This is a genomic window from Lancefieldella sp., from assembly GCF_057237245.1.
In genome coordinates this window covers 13,987-30,838 of the sequence record NZ_DBHHJM010000010.1, presented here as the reverse complement: position 1 = coordinate 30,838, position 16,852 = coordinate 13,987, and the positions used below count along the sequence as shown (strand labels likewise).

At 45.8% G+C, this 16,852-nt stretch carries 12 protein-coding genes; 4 read left to right on the top strand and 8 right to left on the bottom strand.

Annotated elements, in window-relative coordinates; all coding sequences use genetic code 11:
• Positions 1-54 precede the first annotated feature (54 nt).
• Entirely contained in the window at positions 55-258 is a 204-nt protein-coding gene (locus tag ACO5GU_RS06980) for a cold-shock protein (RefSeq protein ID WP_012808976.1), read from the bottom strand.
• Positions 259-603: 345 nt separating this feature from the next.
• Between ACO5GU_RS06980 and ACO5GU_RS06975 the strand changes: the two genes are divergently transcribed.
• Entirely contained in the window at positions 604-2,322 is a 1,719-nt protein-coding gene (locus ACO5GU_RS06975; RefSeq protein WP_484930571.1) for a hypothetical protein, read from the top strand.
• A gap of 48 nt (positions 2,323-2,370) precedes the next feature.
• Positions 2,371-4,623: an N-acetylmuramoyl-L-alanine amidase family protein gene (locus ACO5GU_RS06970; RefSeq protein WP_484930569.1), complete on the top strand. Its 2,253-nt coding sequence runs from the start codon at positions 2,371-2,373 to the stop codon at positions 4,621-4,623.
• An 81-nt stretch (positions 4,624-4,704) separates the two neighbouring features.
• On the opposite strand, the gene ACO5GU_RS06965 is transcribed toward ACO5GU_RS06970, so the two are convergent.
• The 7 genes from ACO5GU_RS06965 to dnaE all read right to left on the bottom strand — a co-directional run bounded on the left by ACO5GU_RS06965 (position 4,705) and on the right by dnaE (position 13,606).
• Entirely contained in the window at positions 4,705-5,100 is a 396-nt protein-coding gene (locus tag ACO5GU_RS06965) for a hypothetical protein (protein ID WP_313993388.1), read from the bottom strand.
• 14 nt (positions 5,101-5,114) lie between these two features.
• On the bottom strand, positions 5,115-6,182 hold the full coding sequence (ruvB, locus tag ACO5GU_RS06960; RefSeq protein ID WP_035428715.1) for a Holliday junction branch migration DNA helicase RuvB: 1,068 nt from the start codon (positions 6,180-6,182) through the stop codon (positions 5,115-5,117).
• The gene (ruvA, locus tag ACO5GU_RS06955; RefSeq protein ID WP_311409391.1) at positions 6,182-6,814 is read right to left on the bottom strand and encodes a Holliday junction branch migration protein RuvA; all 633 of its coding nucleotides are present in this window, start codon (positions 6,812-6,814) and stop codon (positions 6,182-6,184) included. Before ruvA ends, ruvB begins: the two co-directional genes overlap by 1 nt.
• Positions 6,811-7,314 carry a crossover junction endodeoxyribonuclease RuvC gene (gene ruvC / locus ACO5GU_RS06950; RefSeq protein ID WP_035428717.1) on the bottom strand — a complete coding sequence of 168 codons (504 nt, stop codon included), beginning with the start codon at positions 7,312-7,314 and terminating at the stop codon, positions 6,811-6,813. The genes ruvA and ruvC overlap by 4 nt, the downstream gene beginning before the upstream one ends.
• Positions 7,315-7,375: 61 nt before the next feature.
• Entirely contained in the window at positions 7,376-9,163 is a 1,788-nt protein-coding gene (locus tag ACO5GU_RS06945; RefSeq protein ID WP_484930567.1) for a nitrilase-related carbon-nitrogen hydrolase, read from the bottom strand.
• Positions 9,164-9,294: 131 nt separating this feature from the next.
• A complete protein-coding gene (locus tag ACO5GU_RS06940) occupies positions 9,295-9,660 on the bottom strand; it encodes a desulfoferrodoxin family protein (RefSeq protein WP_035435483.1) in 366 nt (121 codons plus the stop codon).
• 109 nt (positions 9,661-9,769) lie between these two features.
• A complete protein-coding gene (dnaE, locus tag ACO5GU_RS06935; RefSeq protein WP_484873722.1) occupies positions 9,770-13,606 on the bottom strand; it encodes a DNA polymerase III subunit alpha in 3,837 nt (1,278 codons plus the stop codon).
• A 327-nt stretch (positions 13,607-13,933) separates the two neighbouring features.
• Here dnaE and ACO5GU_RS06930 point away from each other — a divergent pair, with 327 nt between their 5' ends.
• Complete coding sequence (locus ACO5GU_RS06930; protein ID WP_035435478.1) at positions 13,934-15,292, top strand: C1 family peptidase; 1,359 nt, start codon at positions 13,934-13,936, stop codon at positions 15,290-15,292.
• Positions 15,293-15,367: 75 nt separating this feature from the next.
• Positions 15,368-16,837, top strand: a complete 1,470-nt coding sequence (locus ACO5GU_RS06925; protein ID WP_035428722.1) for a C1 family peptidase — start codon at positions 15,368-15,370, stop codon at positions 16,835-16,837.
• Positions 16,838-16,852: the final 15 nt, after the last annotated feature.

Below are 16,852 nucleotides of genomic sequence, written 5' to 3'. Positions count from 1 at the left end.
TGTAACAAAAAAGGAGACCCGAAGGTCTCCTTTTGATGGTAGTGTTCGCAAGTACTAGATCTTGTGGACGCTAGAAGCCTGGAGCTTACCGTTCTGGCCGGTGGTAATCTCAAACTCGACAGGCTGACCCTCATCGAGAGTCTTGAAACCGTCCATCTGAATCTCGGAGAAGTGTACGAACAGATCGTCGCCATCCTCACGAGAGATGAAGCCGTAACCCTTGTCTGGATTAAACCACTTTACAGTACCCTGAGCCATTTCGTGCCTTTCTTTCTTAGCCCCGCAGGGCAAAACTGCGCCTGTGGAGCGCGATACCGTGACGTTTAGCCACATGAAATATAATAACCTTAATCAACAACTTATGTGGCGAGAAACCACTCATGGAGATTTTCACACCATCTACCGGAAGAGCCACAGGTAATCAAGCTGTTTTCCAGCATTTATTTATGGATATATCTGCTATTAAACGTTTTTTATCTCATTAGTTGAGCATTTTTTCATAGAAGATAGAGAATTTGTATAGGATTAATTTACGGGAACAATAACAGACATATCAAACTATTATTTATATAGAAAGTTATCCCTTCAAAAAAGGATATGCCCATGAAAAAGAAGACATGTTTGTCCAGCAGGCCTTCAATGCAAAAGCTCATTGCAGTTGCTTCGTTGAGTGCAGCTCTACTTTGCGGACTCCACGCTACTCCTGCTCTTGCAGAGACTACTGATACTTCCACAGTAAGTGCTCCTGAATCAACTTCTAAATCCTATTATCCAAAGTGGAAAAAAGTTGATGGAAAGGTATATTTTTATACTGAAGATGGAACTATTCTAAAAAGTCAGTGGATTACTTATGACAGTCATCAATACTATGTAGATGAAACAGGTGCAGCAGCATCTGGTTTCTATACTACACCTGATGGCAAAACCTGGTATTTTGAGCCAGAGACATGGCTACCGCACGCTAGATATGGCTTATTTTATATTCTCGAAAATAAAAATACTCCTAATTATCACTACACTTACTACTACGTAGATAAAGATAACGGCTTGATAAAAAACAATTGGGTTAAAACAGATAAGGGTTGGAGCTGGGCAGGCGCTGATGGTCGTTTTACTGAAGGATGGTTTACTGCTCCTAATGGTAAAACCTGGTATTTAACTAGTGAAATTGGTTCGGGTGTTCCGGTTATTGCTAAATCAGTTCCGGTCGATGGAAAGCTGTACTTCTTTGATACTTCGACAGGACTTTTACGAAATTCTTGGGTAAATTTGGGCCATGGTGTAGAAGCTTGGTATTGGGCTGGTCCAGATGGCGCTGCTATCTCTGGCTGGTTTAAAACTCCAGATGGCAAAACTTGGTATGCCGACCCAGAACATTACAATACAGTAGTAATGGGCGGAATAGATATTGATGGTAAATATTATTTCTTTGATCACAGTAATGGCCTTGTTACCCATGGTTGGATTGAGGATGATGGTGAATGGGCTTGGATTGAAACAGTTGGCTCTGTTTATTCTGGCTGGAAACACATGCCAAATGGTAAGTGGTTCTATTTTGATGAAAATGGAGAATTTCCTTTGCTTAAGAAAGGTGTCTTCACTATTTCTAGCGGAACTTATTACGTTGACGTAAATGATGGAATGACCGCTAACGATTGGGTGCAGCTCCCTAATGGCGGTTGGGCTTGGGCACAGTCGAGCGGTGCATTTGCTTCTGGTTGGTACACCACACCAAATGGCAAAACTTGGTATTTTGATCCATCAGATCCGCAGCATCCTGCAATAATTGGTGAGACTGAAATTAACGGTCAATCTTATTATTTTGATTCAGGCTATGGTCTTCTGAAAAATGGATGGGTTCATAGAGCTGATGGTTCTTGGTCTTGGGCTGGAGAGAGTGGGGCGCTTCAATCAGGTTGGAAGCATATGCCTAATGGCAAGTGGTTCTACTTTGATCCAAAAGACCCTTATCATCGTATGCTTGTTGGTGTCATCCAAACTTCTAGTGGAACCTACTACATTGACGAATCCGCTGGTATGACCGCTAACAGTTGGGTACAGCTCCCAGAAGGCGGTTGGGCTTGGGCACAGTCAAGTGGCGCATTTGCTTCTGGTTGGTATACCACGCCAAATGGCAAGACTTGGTACTTTGATTCAGCAAAACCAAGCCATCCTGCTTATACTGGAGAACACACTATTGATGGTAAAGACTATTACTTTGATGCTGGATATGGTCTTGCTCGCAATCAGTGGATTACCCGTTCCGATGGCGTAAGACGCTGGGCTGGACCAGACGGCGTACTTACTGAATACAAGCGCTAAACCAGTTTGAGTTGCTCTTTATTACCTGGATTTATTGGAGTTAAAACAATGGAGAAGAAGATGCGTTTTTCCTACAGACCTTCTACACAGAAGCTTATTGCGGTTGCTTCGTTGAGTGCGGCTCTACTTTGCGGACTCCACGCTGCTCCTGCTCTTGCAGAGACAACTGATACGTCTACAGTAAATGCTCCAGTTGTAACAACTGAAACTACCGCAACAGCTGAAAATACTTCTCCTGCAGCACCTGAAAACTCTCAGCCTGCTTCACCTGCAGCACCAACGACAACTGCTCCAACAACAAACCAGACACCTGCTGCCCCAACAGAGAATACAACGCCAACTCCTCAGTCTTCTGGATGGAGACAAGAAAACGGCCAATTCCACTATTACAAAGAAGATGGAACACTTGTCACAAGCCAGTGGATCAAAGATGATTCTGGTTGGCACTATGTAGACGCTGCTGGTAATGCAGTCAAAGGTTTGTACACAACACCTAATGGAAAAACTTGGTATTTTGATCCAACTGACCCGCAGCATAAGGCAATCTTCGGTGAAGTTGAAATTGATGGTAAGTTTTACTACTTTGATTCAACAAACGGACTTGTAACAAATGGATGGGTATATCGTTCAGCAAGTTCTTGGTCATGGGCAACTGAAGATGGTACTTACTATTCTGGATGGAAGCATATGCCTAACGGCAAGTGGTTCTATTTTGATCCAGAAGAACCTCGTCATCGTATGTTAATTGGAACAATTCAGGTTTCTGGTACCTCATATTACATTGATGAATATGCAGGTATGATTTCTAACAGTTGGATTCAACTACCAACTCGTGAGTGGGCTTGGGCTCAAAAAAATGGCGCTCTTGCCTCTGGTTGGTTTAACACACCAAATGGTAGAACTTGGTACTTTGATCCATCTGTTCCACAGCATCCAGCGCTTATTGGCAACGTCGAAATTGACGGCACATATTATCATTTCGATGAAAACTATGGAATCCTTAGAAATAGTTGGATTCACAATGATGATGGTTCATGGTCTTGGGTAGATTCTTATGGCTCATTCTATTCAGGTTGGAAACATTTCCCAAATGGTAAATGGTTTTACTTTGATCCAGAAGACTCAATTCATCGCATGAAAACTGGACTTTTCCAACTTCCTAGCGGTTCATATTACGTTGATGAAAATGCTGGTATGACTTCAAGTAATTGGGTGTCCCTACCAGACGGAAATTTGTCCTGGGCTCAATCTAGCGGCGCGCTTGTCTCTGGATGGTTTACTACTCCTGGCAATAAAACATGGTACTTTAATCCATCTTCAATTGACCATGCCGCATACGTTGGAGAGCATTCAATTGATGGAAAGAATTACTACTTTGATAAAAACTATGGTCTAGCAAAAAATGAATGGGTTACTCTTTCAAATGGTGTAAAACGTTGGGCAGGTCCAGACGGAGTACTGACTGGATTCATTTCTCCCGAAGGGGTCTTCTCTACAGATGACGGTTCACAGCCAACAGGAACGGTACATCTTCCAGGATTGACTGTAAACGTTGGCTCTGACCATAAAATTAAGACGGGATGGTTAAAAGAAAATAGTAAAGATTTTTACTATCTTTCTAATGGTGCACCAGCAGATGGATGGCTTAATATTCATGGAACTTGGTACTATTTTAGTTCCAATGGAGAAAAACAAACTGGTTGGATTAATTCAAAGGGCAGTTGGTACTTCCTTGATTCTGACGGCAAGATGAAAACCGGATGGATTAAAGATAACGGCAAGGACTACTATCTCAGTAATAATGGTTCCATGCAAACTGGTTATGTATCCTGGGGTGGAAAACTGTATTGGTCAGCTGCTGATGGCGCCATGGAGGAGCAGCCTTGCTACTACCCCGACATGTATCGTTATGCGCAGAACTATTACAGCGCTACTAACTGGCTCATCCAGATTGATACTACCGGCAATCGCTTTGCTGTATATAGGGGCTCGCACGGCAACTGGGTTGTTTGGTACGAATGGCAGTGCACTACAGGAGCACCAGGCATGTGGACTCCTCATGGTCAATTTACCGTAGGTAACAAGGGTCTCTACTTTGGCTCTGGCTTTAGATGCTGGTATTACACGACCATTTCTGGTGAGTATCTTATTCACTCCATTCTCTATAACTCCGACGGTTATACCGTCCGTGATGGTAGGCTTGGATACAACGGTTCCCACGGTTGCGTACGCCTTGCAACAGAAAATGCTAAGTGGGTTTATGACAACATCCCTTATGGAACTAAGATTGTCATTTGGTAATCCAACTAGTTACATCGCTCAATAGCAATAAACCCCAACTCATATTGAGCTGGGGTTTATTTGTTAGCTTATAAAATGTGGTTACGCAAAATACTTTGCTTCAAAATCCTTAAATTGCTCTGGAGTAGCGTTTTGATCTACCGAGAAGGACTGTGCAACCGCTACGGCCTGCTGTCTTCTGAGACCAGCCTTATCCTCGTCTCCTAGTTGCTCATAAACGTGAGAGAGCCTGTCGAGGGCATACACCACATACTCTGCAACTGAATCAGCTACGCCGGAGAGCAACATCATCGTTACAAGAGAGTCTGGCGAAAGCGCAAGAGCAGTCTCTGGGCTCAAATCAATGAGCTCTGCAACAGCTGCCTCTACCCCATCGAGTGACTCTTCAGTTTGAGTCTCTAAAGCATTTCCCAAACCTGCTGTGACCGTTGAAGTAAAGTCATCGATTACTTCCAAAATGTAATCACGTTGAAGCATTTTGTTCCAATCTACTAGTTAGTAGGAACAGGAATACGTAAGTGATCAAATGCAGCATGCGTTGCCTGTCTACCTTGAGGTGTTCTAATGATAAGCCCTTGCTGCAAAAGATATGGCTCATAAACATCTTCAAGTGTAGACGGATCCTCTGAGACTGCACTTGCAATGGTTGTGAGACCAACCGGACGACCTCTGAACGTCTCACAAAGCGCACGTAAAACACGTACGTCCATTACATCTAGACCAAGCTCATCAATCTCAAAGAATGAAAGCGCTTCTGAGGCTACCTGCCAGGTAATAGTACCTTCAGCTTTAACTTGTGCGTAATCTCGTACGCGTTTTAACAGACGATTTGCCAAGCGTGGTGTGCCTCTTGATCGAGAAGCAATTTCAGCAGCTCCCTGCTCATCAACTTCTACATCAAGGATGTTTGCCGAGCGCATGACAATAGTCTGAAGCTCAGGAACAGTATAGTAATCAAGGCGATAAGAAATACCAAAACGATCGCGCAAAGGACCAGTCAAAAGTCCCGTTCTTGTTGTTGCAGCCACAAGGGTAAAGCGTGGAATATCAAGCCTGATTGACCTTGCCGCAGGACCTTTGCCAATAACAATATCTAAGAAAAAATCTTCCATTGCTGGATACAGAATTTCTTCAACCTGGTGATTAAGCCTGTGAATCTCATCAACAAAGAGGATATCTCCCTCTTCAAGATTGGTGAGAATTGCTGCTAAATCTCCTGCTCGCTCAATTGCGGGGCCAGAGGTTGTATGAAGCTTTGAGCCCATTTCTCCTGCTAAAACACCTGCAAGCGTTGTTTTGCCAAGGCCTGGAGGGCCAGAAAAAATAACGTGATCAAGCGGCTCATTGCGGCTTTTTGCAGCCTCAATAAGAACACGGAGATTTGATTTAACACGCTCCTGACCAAGATACTCATCAAGAGTTTTTGGTCGCAAGTTTCTATCTTGCTCCAGGTCTTCTGCCTGAAGTCCACTAGAAACTACACGTTGAGAAGTGTGTCCTGGAAATGGAGCTGGAGTAGACGACGACTCAAATAAGTTATCTGCATCTGCTTCCCACATTAATTACCACTTCCCAAACGCCTTAGTGCATATCCAATAGCAGCTTCAATTGTAATAGCACCAGCCTCTTCATACCCCTCAAGAGCAAGCGTTGCTTCCTGAGAAGTAAAGCCCATTCCAAGAAGAGCCTCAATAGCCTCTGATTCTACAGAGGTTACAGCAGGTTTTGGAATAGCAGCAAAGTCTGCAGGAGACGTAAGACCAACAAGCTGCTTAAGCTCTGCATCTTTTGCGAACACATCAGAAAGTTCAATTACTAAACGCTCTGCCTTCTTCTTACCAAGGCCAGACACGCTCTTAAGACGATTTCCGTCATTGGTAGCAACAATTACCGCAAGTTGCTGTGGCGTAAACGTAGAAAGCACAGAAAGAGCCAATTTAGGACCTACTCCAGAAATTGCACGCAAGCGATCAAAGAGCGCACGCTCTTCTCGCGAAGCAAATCCAAAGAGTTCCATTGAATCTTCTCTGACCACCATACGAGTTAAAACGGTAACGCCTGCTTCACCCGCTTGTGGAAGCGCAGCAGCTGTTGAAGCTGATATACCCAGCTCATACCCAACGCCATTAACGTCGAGAACAGCAACTGAAGGAGTAACGGATACAAGTGTGCCCGTAAGCTGGACAATCATAGTTGTATTCTTCCCTTTCCAAGCGAGGTAGTTCTTACAAGATTAGCGTGACAAACTGCGGCAGCTAAAGCATCTGCTGCGTGATCTGGATGAGGCTGATGATCCAAGCACAATATGTTTTGAACCATATACATAACCTGCTGTTTATCAGCAGCTCCTGTACCAACAACAGCTTGCTTTATCTGCATTGGAGTATATTCTCCAACCGTAAGACCTGCTTTAGAACAAGCGACAATAGCGGCACCGCGAGCATGTGCAGTAGGAATAGCCGATTTAACGTTTTGTCCAAAGTAAATGCTCTCAATAGAAAGAGCTTCTGGTGAAAACTTATCTATAACCTCAACAATCTGGTTATAGATTCTTCCCAAGCGCATATCTATTGGTTCATCTGCGGTTGTAGTTATGCATCCATAGGCGCGTGCACGGCATTCAGAACCCCTTGTCTCTACAATTCCCCATCCAGTGTGAGCAAGACCAGGGTCTATTCCAAGAATTACCATTGCACCTCCTAATATAGAACGTTAGTTCTATATTATCACAGAGTATGAGCAAACGATGCAACTAATTTTCTGAGAAAGGGCCTCTCCACATTTTGGGGTCAACCATGCCAATTTGTGCATCAGATTCTTGTGCCAGCTCTTTTAAAAGCTCCAGCATATCCTTAAAGCCTTCCTGAGCCTCTGTTGAATCAACTGACAACTCAGGCAGATGCATAGAAGCTCCTTGAATTTCTCGCAAAGAATTTCGTAAGGACTCTACCAGGTCGGATTCGGAAGCCTTTGTATCTCTAATTCTGTCTTGCCAGACTGATGCGTGTTGAATTTGGGCATTTATAAGACTCTTTGAAGACATTTCCAGAACCTCAGTGGTATTTCTGCGGTCTTTTTGGCGGGCGTGGAGCATAGAAATAATTGCTTTGACCTCGTCAACCTTTCCCATTTCTTCCACAATGGCAGAAATGCTCTTATTCCACTCAAGATAGCTGGTAAGCACGTAATCAACAAACTCGATGCGTTCTTGAGGTGTTGGTGCAGCATTTTCTAGCCCATCAGTTACAACCTCAGAGATATTCTCGAGAACTGCATGGTCAATAGCTGGCGAGAAGGTATTTCTTACCCTTGCAAGGTCAACAATATCTGCATGATACATATCCCCTAGAGGCCACAGAGAGTGTGCACTAGAAATCTCTGTTCCCTTGAGCGCAAGGATGGTCTTATCGGCAGTCTCAAGCGTTAAGTAATTGTGCTGGTCAGCATATGCGTAGCCGTATGCACTCACCAATTTTGTATCGGTAAATGTCGAGAAAACCGCGCTATCCACAGTAACTTTATTAACCCGAAGTCTTGCAGTAAGCAACTCCGCAGCGCTTGTTGCTCGAGAATCTTTATTTGGAAGCAACAGTACGTGGACGCGCATAGGACCTAAAGCGTCTGAAGCAAGTGCCAAAGTAACAAGTGAGTTAAGCGAACCATCAACCGCAATAAAAGCACCGTTAAACCCAGACTTTACCGTGTAGTCTCGCACTCCTGTAGCCAATACGCCCCATGTAGTAAGCGCGCTGTTATAGACACCCGCAGTATCTTCTCTATCAAAGTTTTCGATAGTATCTTGGTCAACCTCGCAGACAACCATATCTTCTGAGAATGAGGCTGCTTGTTTGACCAAATCTCCTGAAGGAGACAAGAAGAAGCTTGAACCACAAAACACCTGGTTACCATAGGCGCCAACAGCGTTTGCAGCGATAAGCCAGCTATCAAACTCCTCAACATCTCCCAGATAGCGGCTTTCTGCCACCGCCATGCCCATGGCGGACGACGAATCATCAACAGCAAAGCCAAAATACGGCAGATAAATGACAGCATCTAACGAGTCGTCGACATCTTGCCACGCGTCAAGATCGTCGTAGGTAAAAGCAACGCCAAACGTAAGGCCGCCTGCTTCAAATTTTGCGAGCTCAAAGGTATTCTCGCCAGATGTTTGTGCAGAGCTAGCAGAACGAGCAAGAGCGCTCATGTGCGCTATCTGGGCAGTCAATTTCAGCGGAGTTACGGCTCCGTTTCTAACGAGAAGGGCCTCGCTCGCTGCACTTCCATCAAACTCTGTTACAACAGGAATAAGGGCCGCAATTGGAAGCTTTTCTGAAAGCGAGTTGATAATCTCCGAGAGGTCCGCAAAAAGTCCTTCTATGTCAGCCTCTGGCACGCTTAGCAGCCCTGTAAGAGTTGGCGCAGGATAAATGACTAGCTCAGCACCTTGCTGTTGAGCTCTCTGAGCATATTCCAGCATGGTCTGAGCGGTAAACTCGAAGTCTCCGGCCTGAGTATTCATTTGTGCAACTGCTATGCGCATACCATTCCTATCATAAAGTGCTTAATTTGTTTTTACCCAAAAACAAACAGGTGTAGTAAGAAAAAACGGAGCTGCAGGTAGCAGCTCCGTTTGACCTTAATAAGCTAGTGCTTATTGTTGAGTCAATAGACTTAGAGAGAAGCCTTCCAAAGACCATGAAGGTTGCAATACTCATAAGCCTCTGCCTCAACACCCTCTTCAAGAGTGAAGGTAGCAACTGGCTCCTGGCCAGGTTTAAGCTGTGCAAACTGAGCGCCGTTCTCAGAAACAAGAGCAATGAACTCAATGTAGTGCTCTTCGAGCATTGGATGAGCAACCTCACCAACACGGACGGTAACGGTGTTGCCCTCACGAGTAACAAATGGAACGTGCTTCTCAGCTGCACCGTCAGTAACGCCAGCCTGGAGAAGCTCAAGGTCTGCTGCCTCTACGTTGCCTGCGACACCGTAAACAACAGCGCCTGTCTCCTTGTTGCGATAAAACTTTGCGTCGATCATTTTTTCTCCTCTCACGACATCCGAAGATGTCAGAATTTCTTAGCAAGTGCTACTTAAATAGTAACAGTTATTACTTAAGAGTAACCTGCAAATTTAGAATCGACAAAATCTAAACAATCTGTGCGTATCCGCTTTGACCAATAAAATCTTTAAGCTCGGTCAAAAGAACCATGCTACGTCCATCAATCCTGGTAGGAATTTCCATGCGCATAACATCGCCCATGTCTGTTTCTACCCTAATCTCAATACAGTCCATGCCGGGATAGCGCGAGAAGATCTGTCCAAGTGTCTCGATAGCCTGTCTTTGAAGTTGAGAAGCAGGCATATGAATAACGAGTGTCTTTGGTGTGTTGTTAGCACTGTTAAGCTCAATAGGATTAACCTCTTGAGCAATAACCTGGTCTCCTCTATCAGAGCGCTCAAGCTTTCCAAGAACAGAAATGAAGATGTCGCTCTGGCTCTCGCCAGTCTCTGGGTCAACATCTCCAGCAAGAAGTCTTGCAGCCTTCTTGTAGAGCTTAGGGAACATGACAATAGTGACGCTACCCTCCATGTCTTCAAGCGTAACAATTGCCATTGGATCGCCGTTTTTTGTAGTGCGCTTCATAACATTAGTAACCATGCCCGCAAAGCGAATAGGTTTACCTTCTGGAACTTTGAACTGCTGAGACATAGCACCGTTAGGAAGCTGAACCTCTACATTCTCTTCAATTTCTGCAAGGGCATAATCTCTGCTCTTAGCGAGGGCGTACTCGTATGGACGAAGTGGATGATCAGAGACATAAATGCCTAAGACCTCGTACTCTTTAGTAAGCTTGAAACGCCTATCCCACTCAACACCATCTGGCTCTGGGACACTATCGCTAAAACCGGAACCCTCTACTTCTGCAAACATATCAAACATAGAGAACTGGCCAACAGCCTTATCTTTTTGACGCTTAGTAGCAGCATCAATAATGTTTTGTGGGTTGTTCTTATCCACAAAACTCATCATCTGCATACGGGTATAGCCTGTTGAGTCAAAAGCTCCTGCTTTGATAAGAGCTTCAACAACATTGCGCTTTGCCTGACTTGCATCAACACGATCGACAAAATCATGAATGTTGGCAAAAGGACCACCTTTTTGGCGCTCAAGCATAATGGCTTCACCAACACCAGCTCCTACGCCGCGGATTCCCGCAAAGCCAAAACGAATACCCTCTTTAGTAGCCGTAAAGTCTTTACCGGACTCGTTGATATCTGGTGGAAGAATCTTGATGCCCTCATGACGGCAAGCGCTTACGTAGTGAACAATCTTATCCGTCTTGCCCATGTACGAGGTAAGAACTGCTGCCATAAACTCATGTGGATAATGCGCTTTAATCCATGCGGTCTGCATAACAAGAATTGCATAGCCAGCAGAGTGAGACTTGTTGAATGCATAAGATGCGAACTCAAGAACATCGTCCCAAATGCTTTCTGCAACCGAACGATCAAATCCATTACGAACTGCGCCGTTTTTCCAGTGAGCCTCCATGGTCTCATCAGTACCGTCATCCCAGTGCTGGACAACTTCCTGCATGAGTTTGATCTTCTTTTTTGCTACTGCTTTTCTGACCTTGTCAGACTCGCCTGCGGTAAAACCAGACATCTTCATAGAAATCTGCATAACCTGCTCTTGGTAGACCATGGTTCCGTAGGTTTCTTCCAAGATATCGTGAAGACGTGGATCGTAATCTTTGACTTCTTCTCTACCGTTCATACGGTTGATATAGCTGGTAACCATACCTGCGTTAAGAGGACCAGGACGATAAAGAGCGATAAGTGCGACGATGTGCTTATATTCTGTTGGTCTCATGCCCTTAATGGTTGCAGTCATACCTGCAGACTCAACCTGGAAAACACCAGCAGTTCTGCCTTCTCTAAGAAGTCTATAAATTTCTGGATCAGTAAACGGAATGTTATCTACATCGATATCAATACCGTAGTTATCCTTCACGTTTTTGATTGCACGAGAAATAACCGTTAGGGTTCTCAGTCCCAAGAAGTCCATCTTAAGAAGGCCCATGTCTGCGACAGAGTGGCCCTCGTACTGCGTAATTTCTACGCCGCCCTTGGTATCTACCTTGGTGGGAACGTGGTCATTTACAGGCGTAGGAGCAATCAAGACCGCACAAGCATGCACACCCTCACCACGATGCAAGCCCTCAATAGACAGAGCTGCATCAATGATTCTTCTAGCATCAGGGTCATTCTCGTACGCATCTTCAAAATCAGCAGAATACTGATCAGCGCCTTTTTGGCCTTCTTGAGCCTTATGAAGAACAAACTTAAGGTGAGCGTTAGGATCTCCTGGAATCATCTTAGAGAGGCGCTGACCCATATAAACGGGGTAACCCAGAACGCGGCACGCGTCATTTATTGCCTGTTTTGCCTTGATGGTCGAGTACGTAATAACGTGAGAAACACGCTCAGATCCATAAATCTGACGGACGTGCTCAACAACCTCAAGACGACGCTCATCGTCGAAGTCCATATCAATATCTGGCATCTCTGAACGCTGTGGAGACAAGAACCTCTCAAACATGAGGCCATTCTCAAGAGGGTCAAACGAGGTAATATCCATAGCGTATGCAACAATAGCGCCTGCTGCAGAACCACGACCCGGCCCTACGCCAATACCATTCTCTTTTGCCCAGCGGACATACTCCTGAACAATCAAGAAGTAATCTGCAAAGCCCTTTTTGCAGATGATGTCATATTCATACTCAAAACGGTCTTTAACGTTAATCTCGTTGATGACAACGTTTTGCCAATCATCTCCATAACGTCTTGCAAGACCAAGCTCACACTCTTTTCTAAAGCGCTCCTCTGAGGTCTCTCCCTCTGCCAAGTCTGGGAACTTTGGCAGATACATGTGAGTCCAGTCCAGCTCATAGTTGCACTTATTTGCAACCTCAATGGTGTTCTCGATAGCTTCTGGACACCACGAGAAAATCTGGCGCATTTCTTGCTCACTCTTAAGGTAGAACTCGCTGCCTGTCATGCGCTTGCGGTTCTCATCATCAACGCGAGCGCCTGAACCAATGCAGGAAGCAATATCTTGAACGCTTGCATCCTCTTTAGTGAGATAGTGGTTATCGTTGGTAGCAACTACCTTAATACCAAGGTCATGACCCATCTTTACAATACGCTCAGCAAGGGTTCTATCGGTATAGCCGCCCCAGCTTGGATCAGACAAACCGTGGTCTTGAATCTCTAGGTAGAAATCATCTCCAAAGATATCTTGATAGATTTTTGCCCAACGCTCTGCTTCTTCTGGACGACCTTCAAACAACATACGGGGAATGATGCCAGAAACACAAGCTGAAGTGCAGATAATTCCCTCGTGATAACGCTTGAGCATCTCAAGCGTAGTGCGTGGCTTGTAATAGAACATATCTTTTGAGCCCGCCTCTGACATCATCTTCATCAGATTGACATAGCCGGTCTCATTTTTAGCAAGCAGGATAAGGTGATAACGTACCTGCTTAGTGCCCTTCTCAATACAATCATCAAGAATGAAATAAGCTTCACAGCCAAAAATTGGCTTAATAAGTGGGGATGGTTTATTGGCTTTTACTGCCTTAATATCATGTGTTTGATTCCAAATTTGAACGTCAGAAGCCCACTGAGCATGAACCTTATCATGCTCACCAGCATTGGGATCATCTGCAGGAGGCTCTTCTAGATCCCAGCCCTTTTCAAAACATTCCACATCATGGCACCACTGGCCAAAGTCTTTAAGCGCCTCATTGTACTTGCGGCATGCAAGGTCAAAATCTGGAATTCCAAAGAGATACCCATGATCAGTAAGAGCAAGTGCTGGCATACCAAACTCTACAGCTTTACTAACCATGTCTGGGACACGGCTAGCTCCATCAAGAATGGAAAAATCTGAGTGGTTGTGGAGGTGAACAAATGCCATCTTTTTCTACGCTCTTCTCTTTGTGCTTCAAAATTTGTTCTTTTACCAAGGGCTCTTAATTTCTTTGTATAGTGTAGCCGATTCGCCGGACAATAACTACTAATACAAACATATGTTCTATGTGCTAATACTTCTATTGCCGCTGGTAAATTGGATGAAAATATTTTCTCGCCAATTTCATAACGTCACAAAATCTCTCTTAGTTGGCGTAGACCATCCGTTCAAAAATTTCTCAAAATAAAAGTTTCAAACTGGTAACTCTTAGACTAGGGACACCTTAATTGGGAATATAGTTTTTGTATTACCTATTCCAGTTAAGGAGATCACATGGATCAGATGAAAAGCATTTCCTTTGACGACATTGCAGCGGCTCAGAAGAACTTTGAGTCCGACCGCGCTCACACAGTAGCTAAAAATGCTGCTACCAGCGCTGGTGTTAGAAAAGCAGCTCGTGTACCAGAAGGTGTTGCCCTCAATCCTCTTACCTTTGATGTTGAGGTAAAGCAGGGTGACCGCACTAATCAGAAGCGCTCTGGTCGTTGCTGGATGTTTGCATCACTTAATACGTTTAGATATCGCATCATCAAGAAATACAACCTCTCCACTTTTGAGCTTTCCCAGGCATATCCACTGTTTTGGGACAAGATGGAGAAGTCCAACTGGTTCCTTGAGAACATTCTGGATACCCTTGATGAGCCTCTAAATGGCCGTCTTGTATCCTTCCTGCTTACCGACCCAATTGGCGACGGTGGCCAGTGGGATATGTTTAAGAGCCTCGTAAAGAAGTACGGTGTAGTTCCAAAGAGCGCTATGCCAGAGACTGCTAACTCCTGCAACACCCACGAGATGGACGCATACCTTACCCGCTATCTTCGTAGTGCTGCAAAGCGTCTTCGTGAGACCGCAACAGCTGGCGAGTCCCTCGAGTCTCTGCGCGAGATGAAGAAAGAGATGATGGAGGACGTCTACACGCTGCTGGTAACTTGCCTGGGTCAGCCTCCTGTATCTTTTGAGGCACGCCTGCGCGATAAGGACGACAACCTCGCTCTTTCTGGCACCTTTACCCCTCAGGAGTTCTTCGCTGAGACTGTTGATATGAATCTTGATGATTACATCTCAATCATCTCTGCACCAACCGCAGATAAGCCTTTCAACCACACCTATACCGTTTCCCGCTTGGGCAACGTTGTTGAGGGTGGCGGCGTTCGTTACCTCAACCTTGAGATTCCTGAGCTCAAGCGCCTTGCTGTGGCTCAGCTTAAGGACAACCTGCCTGTCTGGTTTGGTTGTGACGTTGCTCAGTCCTACCTTCGCGAAGAGGGCATCATGGATACCCGTGCGCTTGACGTTGACGGCCTCTTTGGCTTCCCTGTTGAGGGCGCACTTGACCGTGCTGAGCGCCTTGACTACGGCGAGTCTCTGATGACTCACGCTATGGTTCTTGAGGGTGTTAACTTTGACGCAGAGGGCAACACTACCCTTTGGAAGGTTGAGAACAGCTGGGGTAAAGACCACGGCCGCGATGGCTTTGATACCATCTCTGACCCTTGGTTTGACGAGTACGTCTACCAGATTGTTGTTGACAAGAAGTACCTCACTCCTGAGCAGCTCAAGACCTTTGAGACCGAGGAAGCAACCGTCCTCGAGCCATGGGACCCAATGGGCTCTCTTGCAACGCTTCGCTAAGGTACAAACCATCTGGCGAGAAGATCGGTCTTCTCGCCAGGTTTTTTCTAAACGCTACAAACAAAAGGAGCCTCAATGGCTGATCAGACCGTAAATCCACAGTGGGCAAACGAGGAAACCGCTGCATTTAGTGCAGACCGTGCTAACCGCGTTGCTCGCAACTCCGTAACCTCTATGGGCGTTTCCGCAGCTGCTCGCGACATCACCACCATGCGCACCTACGCTGACACCTACGGTGTTGCTGTTGCAAAGACGGGCGACGTCACCAACCAGCGTCAGAGCGGTCGCTGCTGGATGTTCTCTTCTTTCAATGTGCTTCGCCAGGAGGCAATCAAGAAGCTTGACGTTGATACCTTTGAGTTCAGCCAGGCATATGGCATGTTCTACGACAAGCTTGAGAAGGCAAACTCTGCACTTGAGTACATCATTCAGACTGCTGACCAGCCAACCGATTCTCGTGTTGTCAACACACTTCTGACCGAGGGCATTGGCGATGGCGGCTACTACTCATTTGCTATGAGCTTGGTTGAGAAGTACGGCCTGGTTCCTAAGGACGCCATGCCAGAGACTGCTTGCTCCAAGAACTCTACACAGATGGATGAGCGCATTGACCGCCTGTTCAGAAAGAGTGCTGGCGAGCTTCGCGCAGCATACGCAGCTGGCAAGTCTCAAGACGAGCTTCGTGCGCTTAAGCAGGAGCAGCTCAAGGGCTTCCACCAGATTCTGTCCGTCTGCCTCGGCGAGCCACCTCTGACCTTTGATTTTGAGTGCAAGGTTGGCAAAAACGCACAGGTAGATAAGGCAAAGCTTTCTCCTGTTGAGCCAAGCAAGGCTTCTGACAACAAGGACAAAAAGGACGGCGAGAAAGACGAGGAGGGCACTCAGATTCTTCGCGACTTTGGCATTACTCCTCTTGAGTTTGCTGAGCGCTATTGTGGCGTTGATCCTCGTGGCTTTGTCCAGCTCATTTCTGTCCCAAGCAAGAAGTATCCTTACGGCAAGGTATATCACCCAACCTTCATCGATACCGTTTTAGGCGGCATTAAGACTCGCTTCTTAAACGTTGAGCCAGAGGTTCTTGAGGCAGCTACCATTGCTTCTTTGAAGGATGGCAACCCTGTCTGCATGGCCTGCGACGTTATGCAGGAGTTCCCTCGCCACAATGAGGACTTCAACTACGTCCTCTCAACCGACACCATGGATTACAACGGCCTCTTTGGCGTTGATTTTGACATGGATCGCGCCTCAATGATTGAGAACTATGAGACTTCCCTTACCCACGCAATGACCTTCCAGGGTGTTGAGCTTGATAAGGACGGCAAGGCTAAGCAGTGGCGCATTGAGAACAGCTGGGGTAAGGACTCCGGTAAGGACGGCTACCTCATCATGAGCGCAGACTGGTTCCGCCTCTACGGTGGCGAGGCTGATGTTCGTCGTCAGTACGTTCCAGAGGACCTGCTCAAGGTTTGGGACGAGGGCGAAGATGTCCAGATTGATTTCTGGGAGAACCTTGGCTACTCCCTTGGTGGCCGTAACCGCAAGTAAGGTACGTGCAACCAC

Bases quoted from the DNA above. Each gene is read 5' to 3' on its own strand.
- ruvB (WP_035428715.1), bottom strand. From the start codon at position 6,182: ATGTGGGAAGCAGATGCAGATAACTTATTTGAGTCGTCGTCTACTCCA.
- ACO5GU_RS06975 (WP_484930571.1), top strand. From the start codon at position 604: ATGAAAAAGAAGACATGTTTGTCCAGCAGGCCTTCAATGCAAAAGCTC.
- ACO5GU_RS06965 (WP_313993388.1), bottom strand. From the start codon at position 5,100: ATGCTTCAACGTGATTACATTTTGGAAGTAATCGATGACTTTACTTCA.
- ruvC (WP_035428717.1), bottom strand. From the start codon at position 7,314: ATGGTAATTCTTGGAATAGACCCTGGTCTTGCTCACACTGGATGGGGA.
- ACO5GU_RS06940 (WP_035435483.1), bottom strand. From the start codon at position 9,660: ATGATCGACGCAAAGTTTTATCGCAACAAGGAGACAGGCGCTGTTGTT.
- ruvA (WP_311409391.1), bottom strand. From the start codon at position 6,814: ATGATTGTCCAGCTTACGGGCACACTTGTATCCGTTACTCCTTCAGTT.
- ACO5GU_RS06925 (WP_035428722.1), top strand. From the start codon at position 15,368: ATGGCTGATCAGACCGTAAATCCACAGTGGGCAAACGAGGAAACCGCT.
- ACO5GU_RS06980 (WP_012808976.1), bottom strand. From the start codon at position 258: ATGGCTCAGGGTACTGTAAAGTGGTTTAATCCAGACAAGGGTTACGGC.
- dnaE (WP_484873722.1), bottom strand. From the start codon at position 13,606: ATGGCATTTGTTCACCTCCACAACCACTCAGATTTTTCCATTCTTGAT.
- ACO5GU_RS06970 (WP_484930569.1), top strand. From the start codon at position 2,371: ATGGAGAAGAAGATGCGTTTTTCCTACAGACCTTCTACACAGAAGCTT.
- ACO5GU_RS06945 (WP_484930567.1), bottom strand. From the start codon at position 9,163: ATGCGCATAGCAGTTGCACAAATGAATACTCAGGCCGGAGACTTCGAG.
- ACO5GU_RS06930 (WP_035435478.1), top strand. From the start codon at position 13,934: ATGGATCAGATGAAAAGCATTTCCTTTGACGACATTGCAGCGGCTCAG.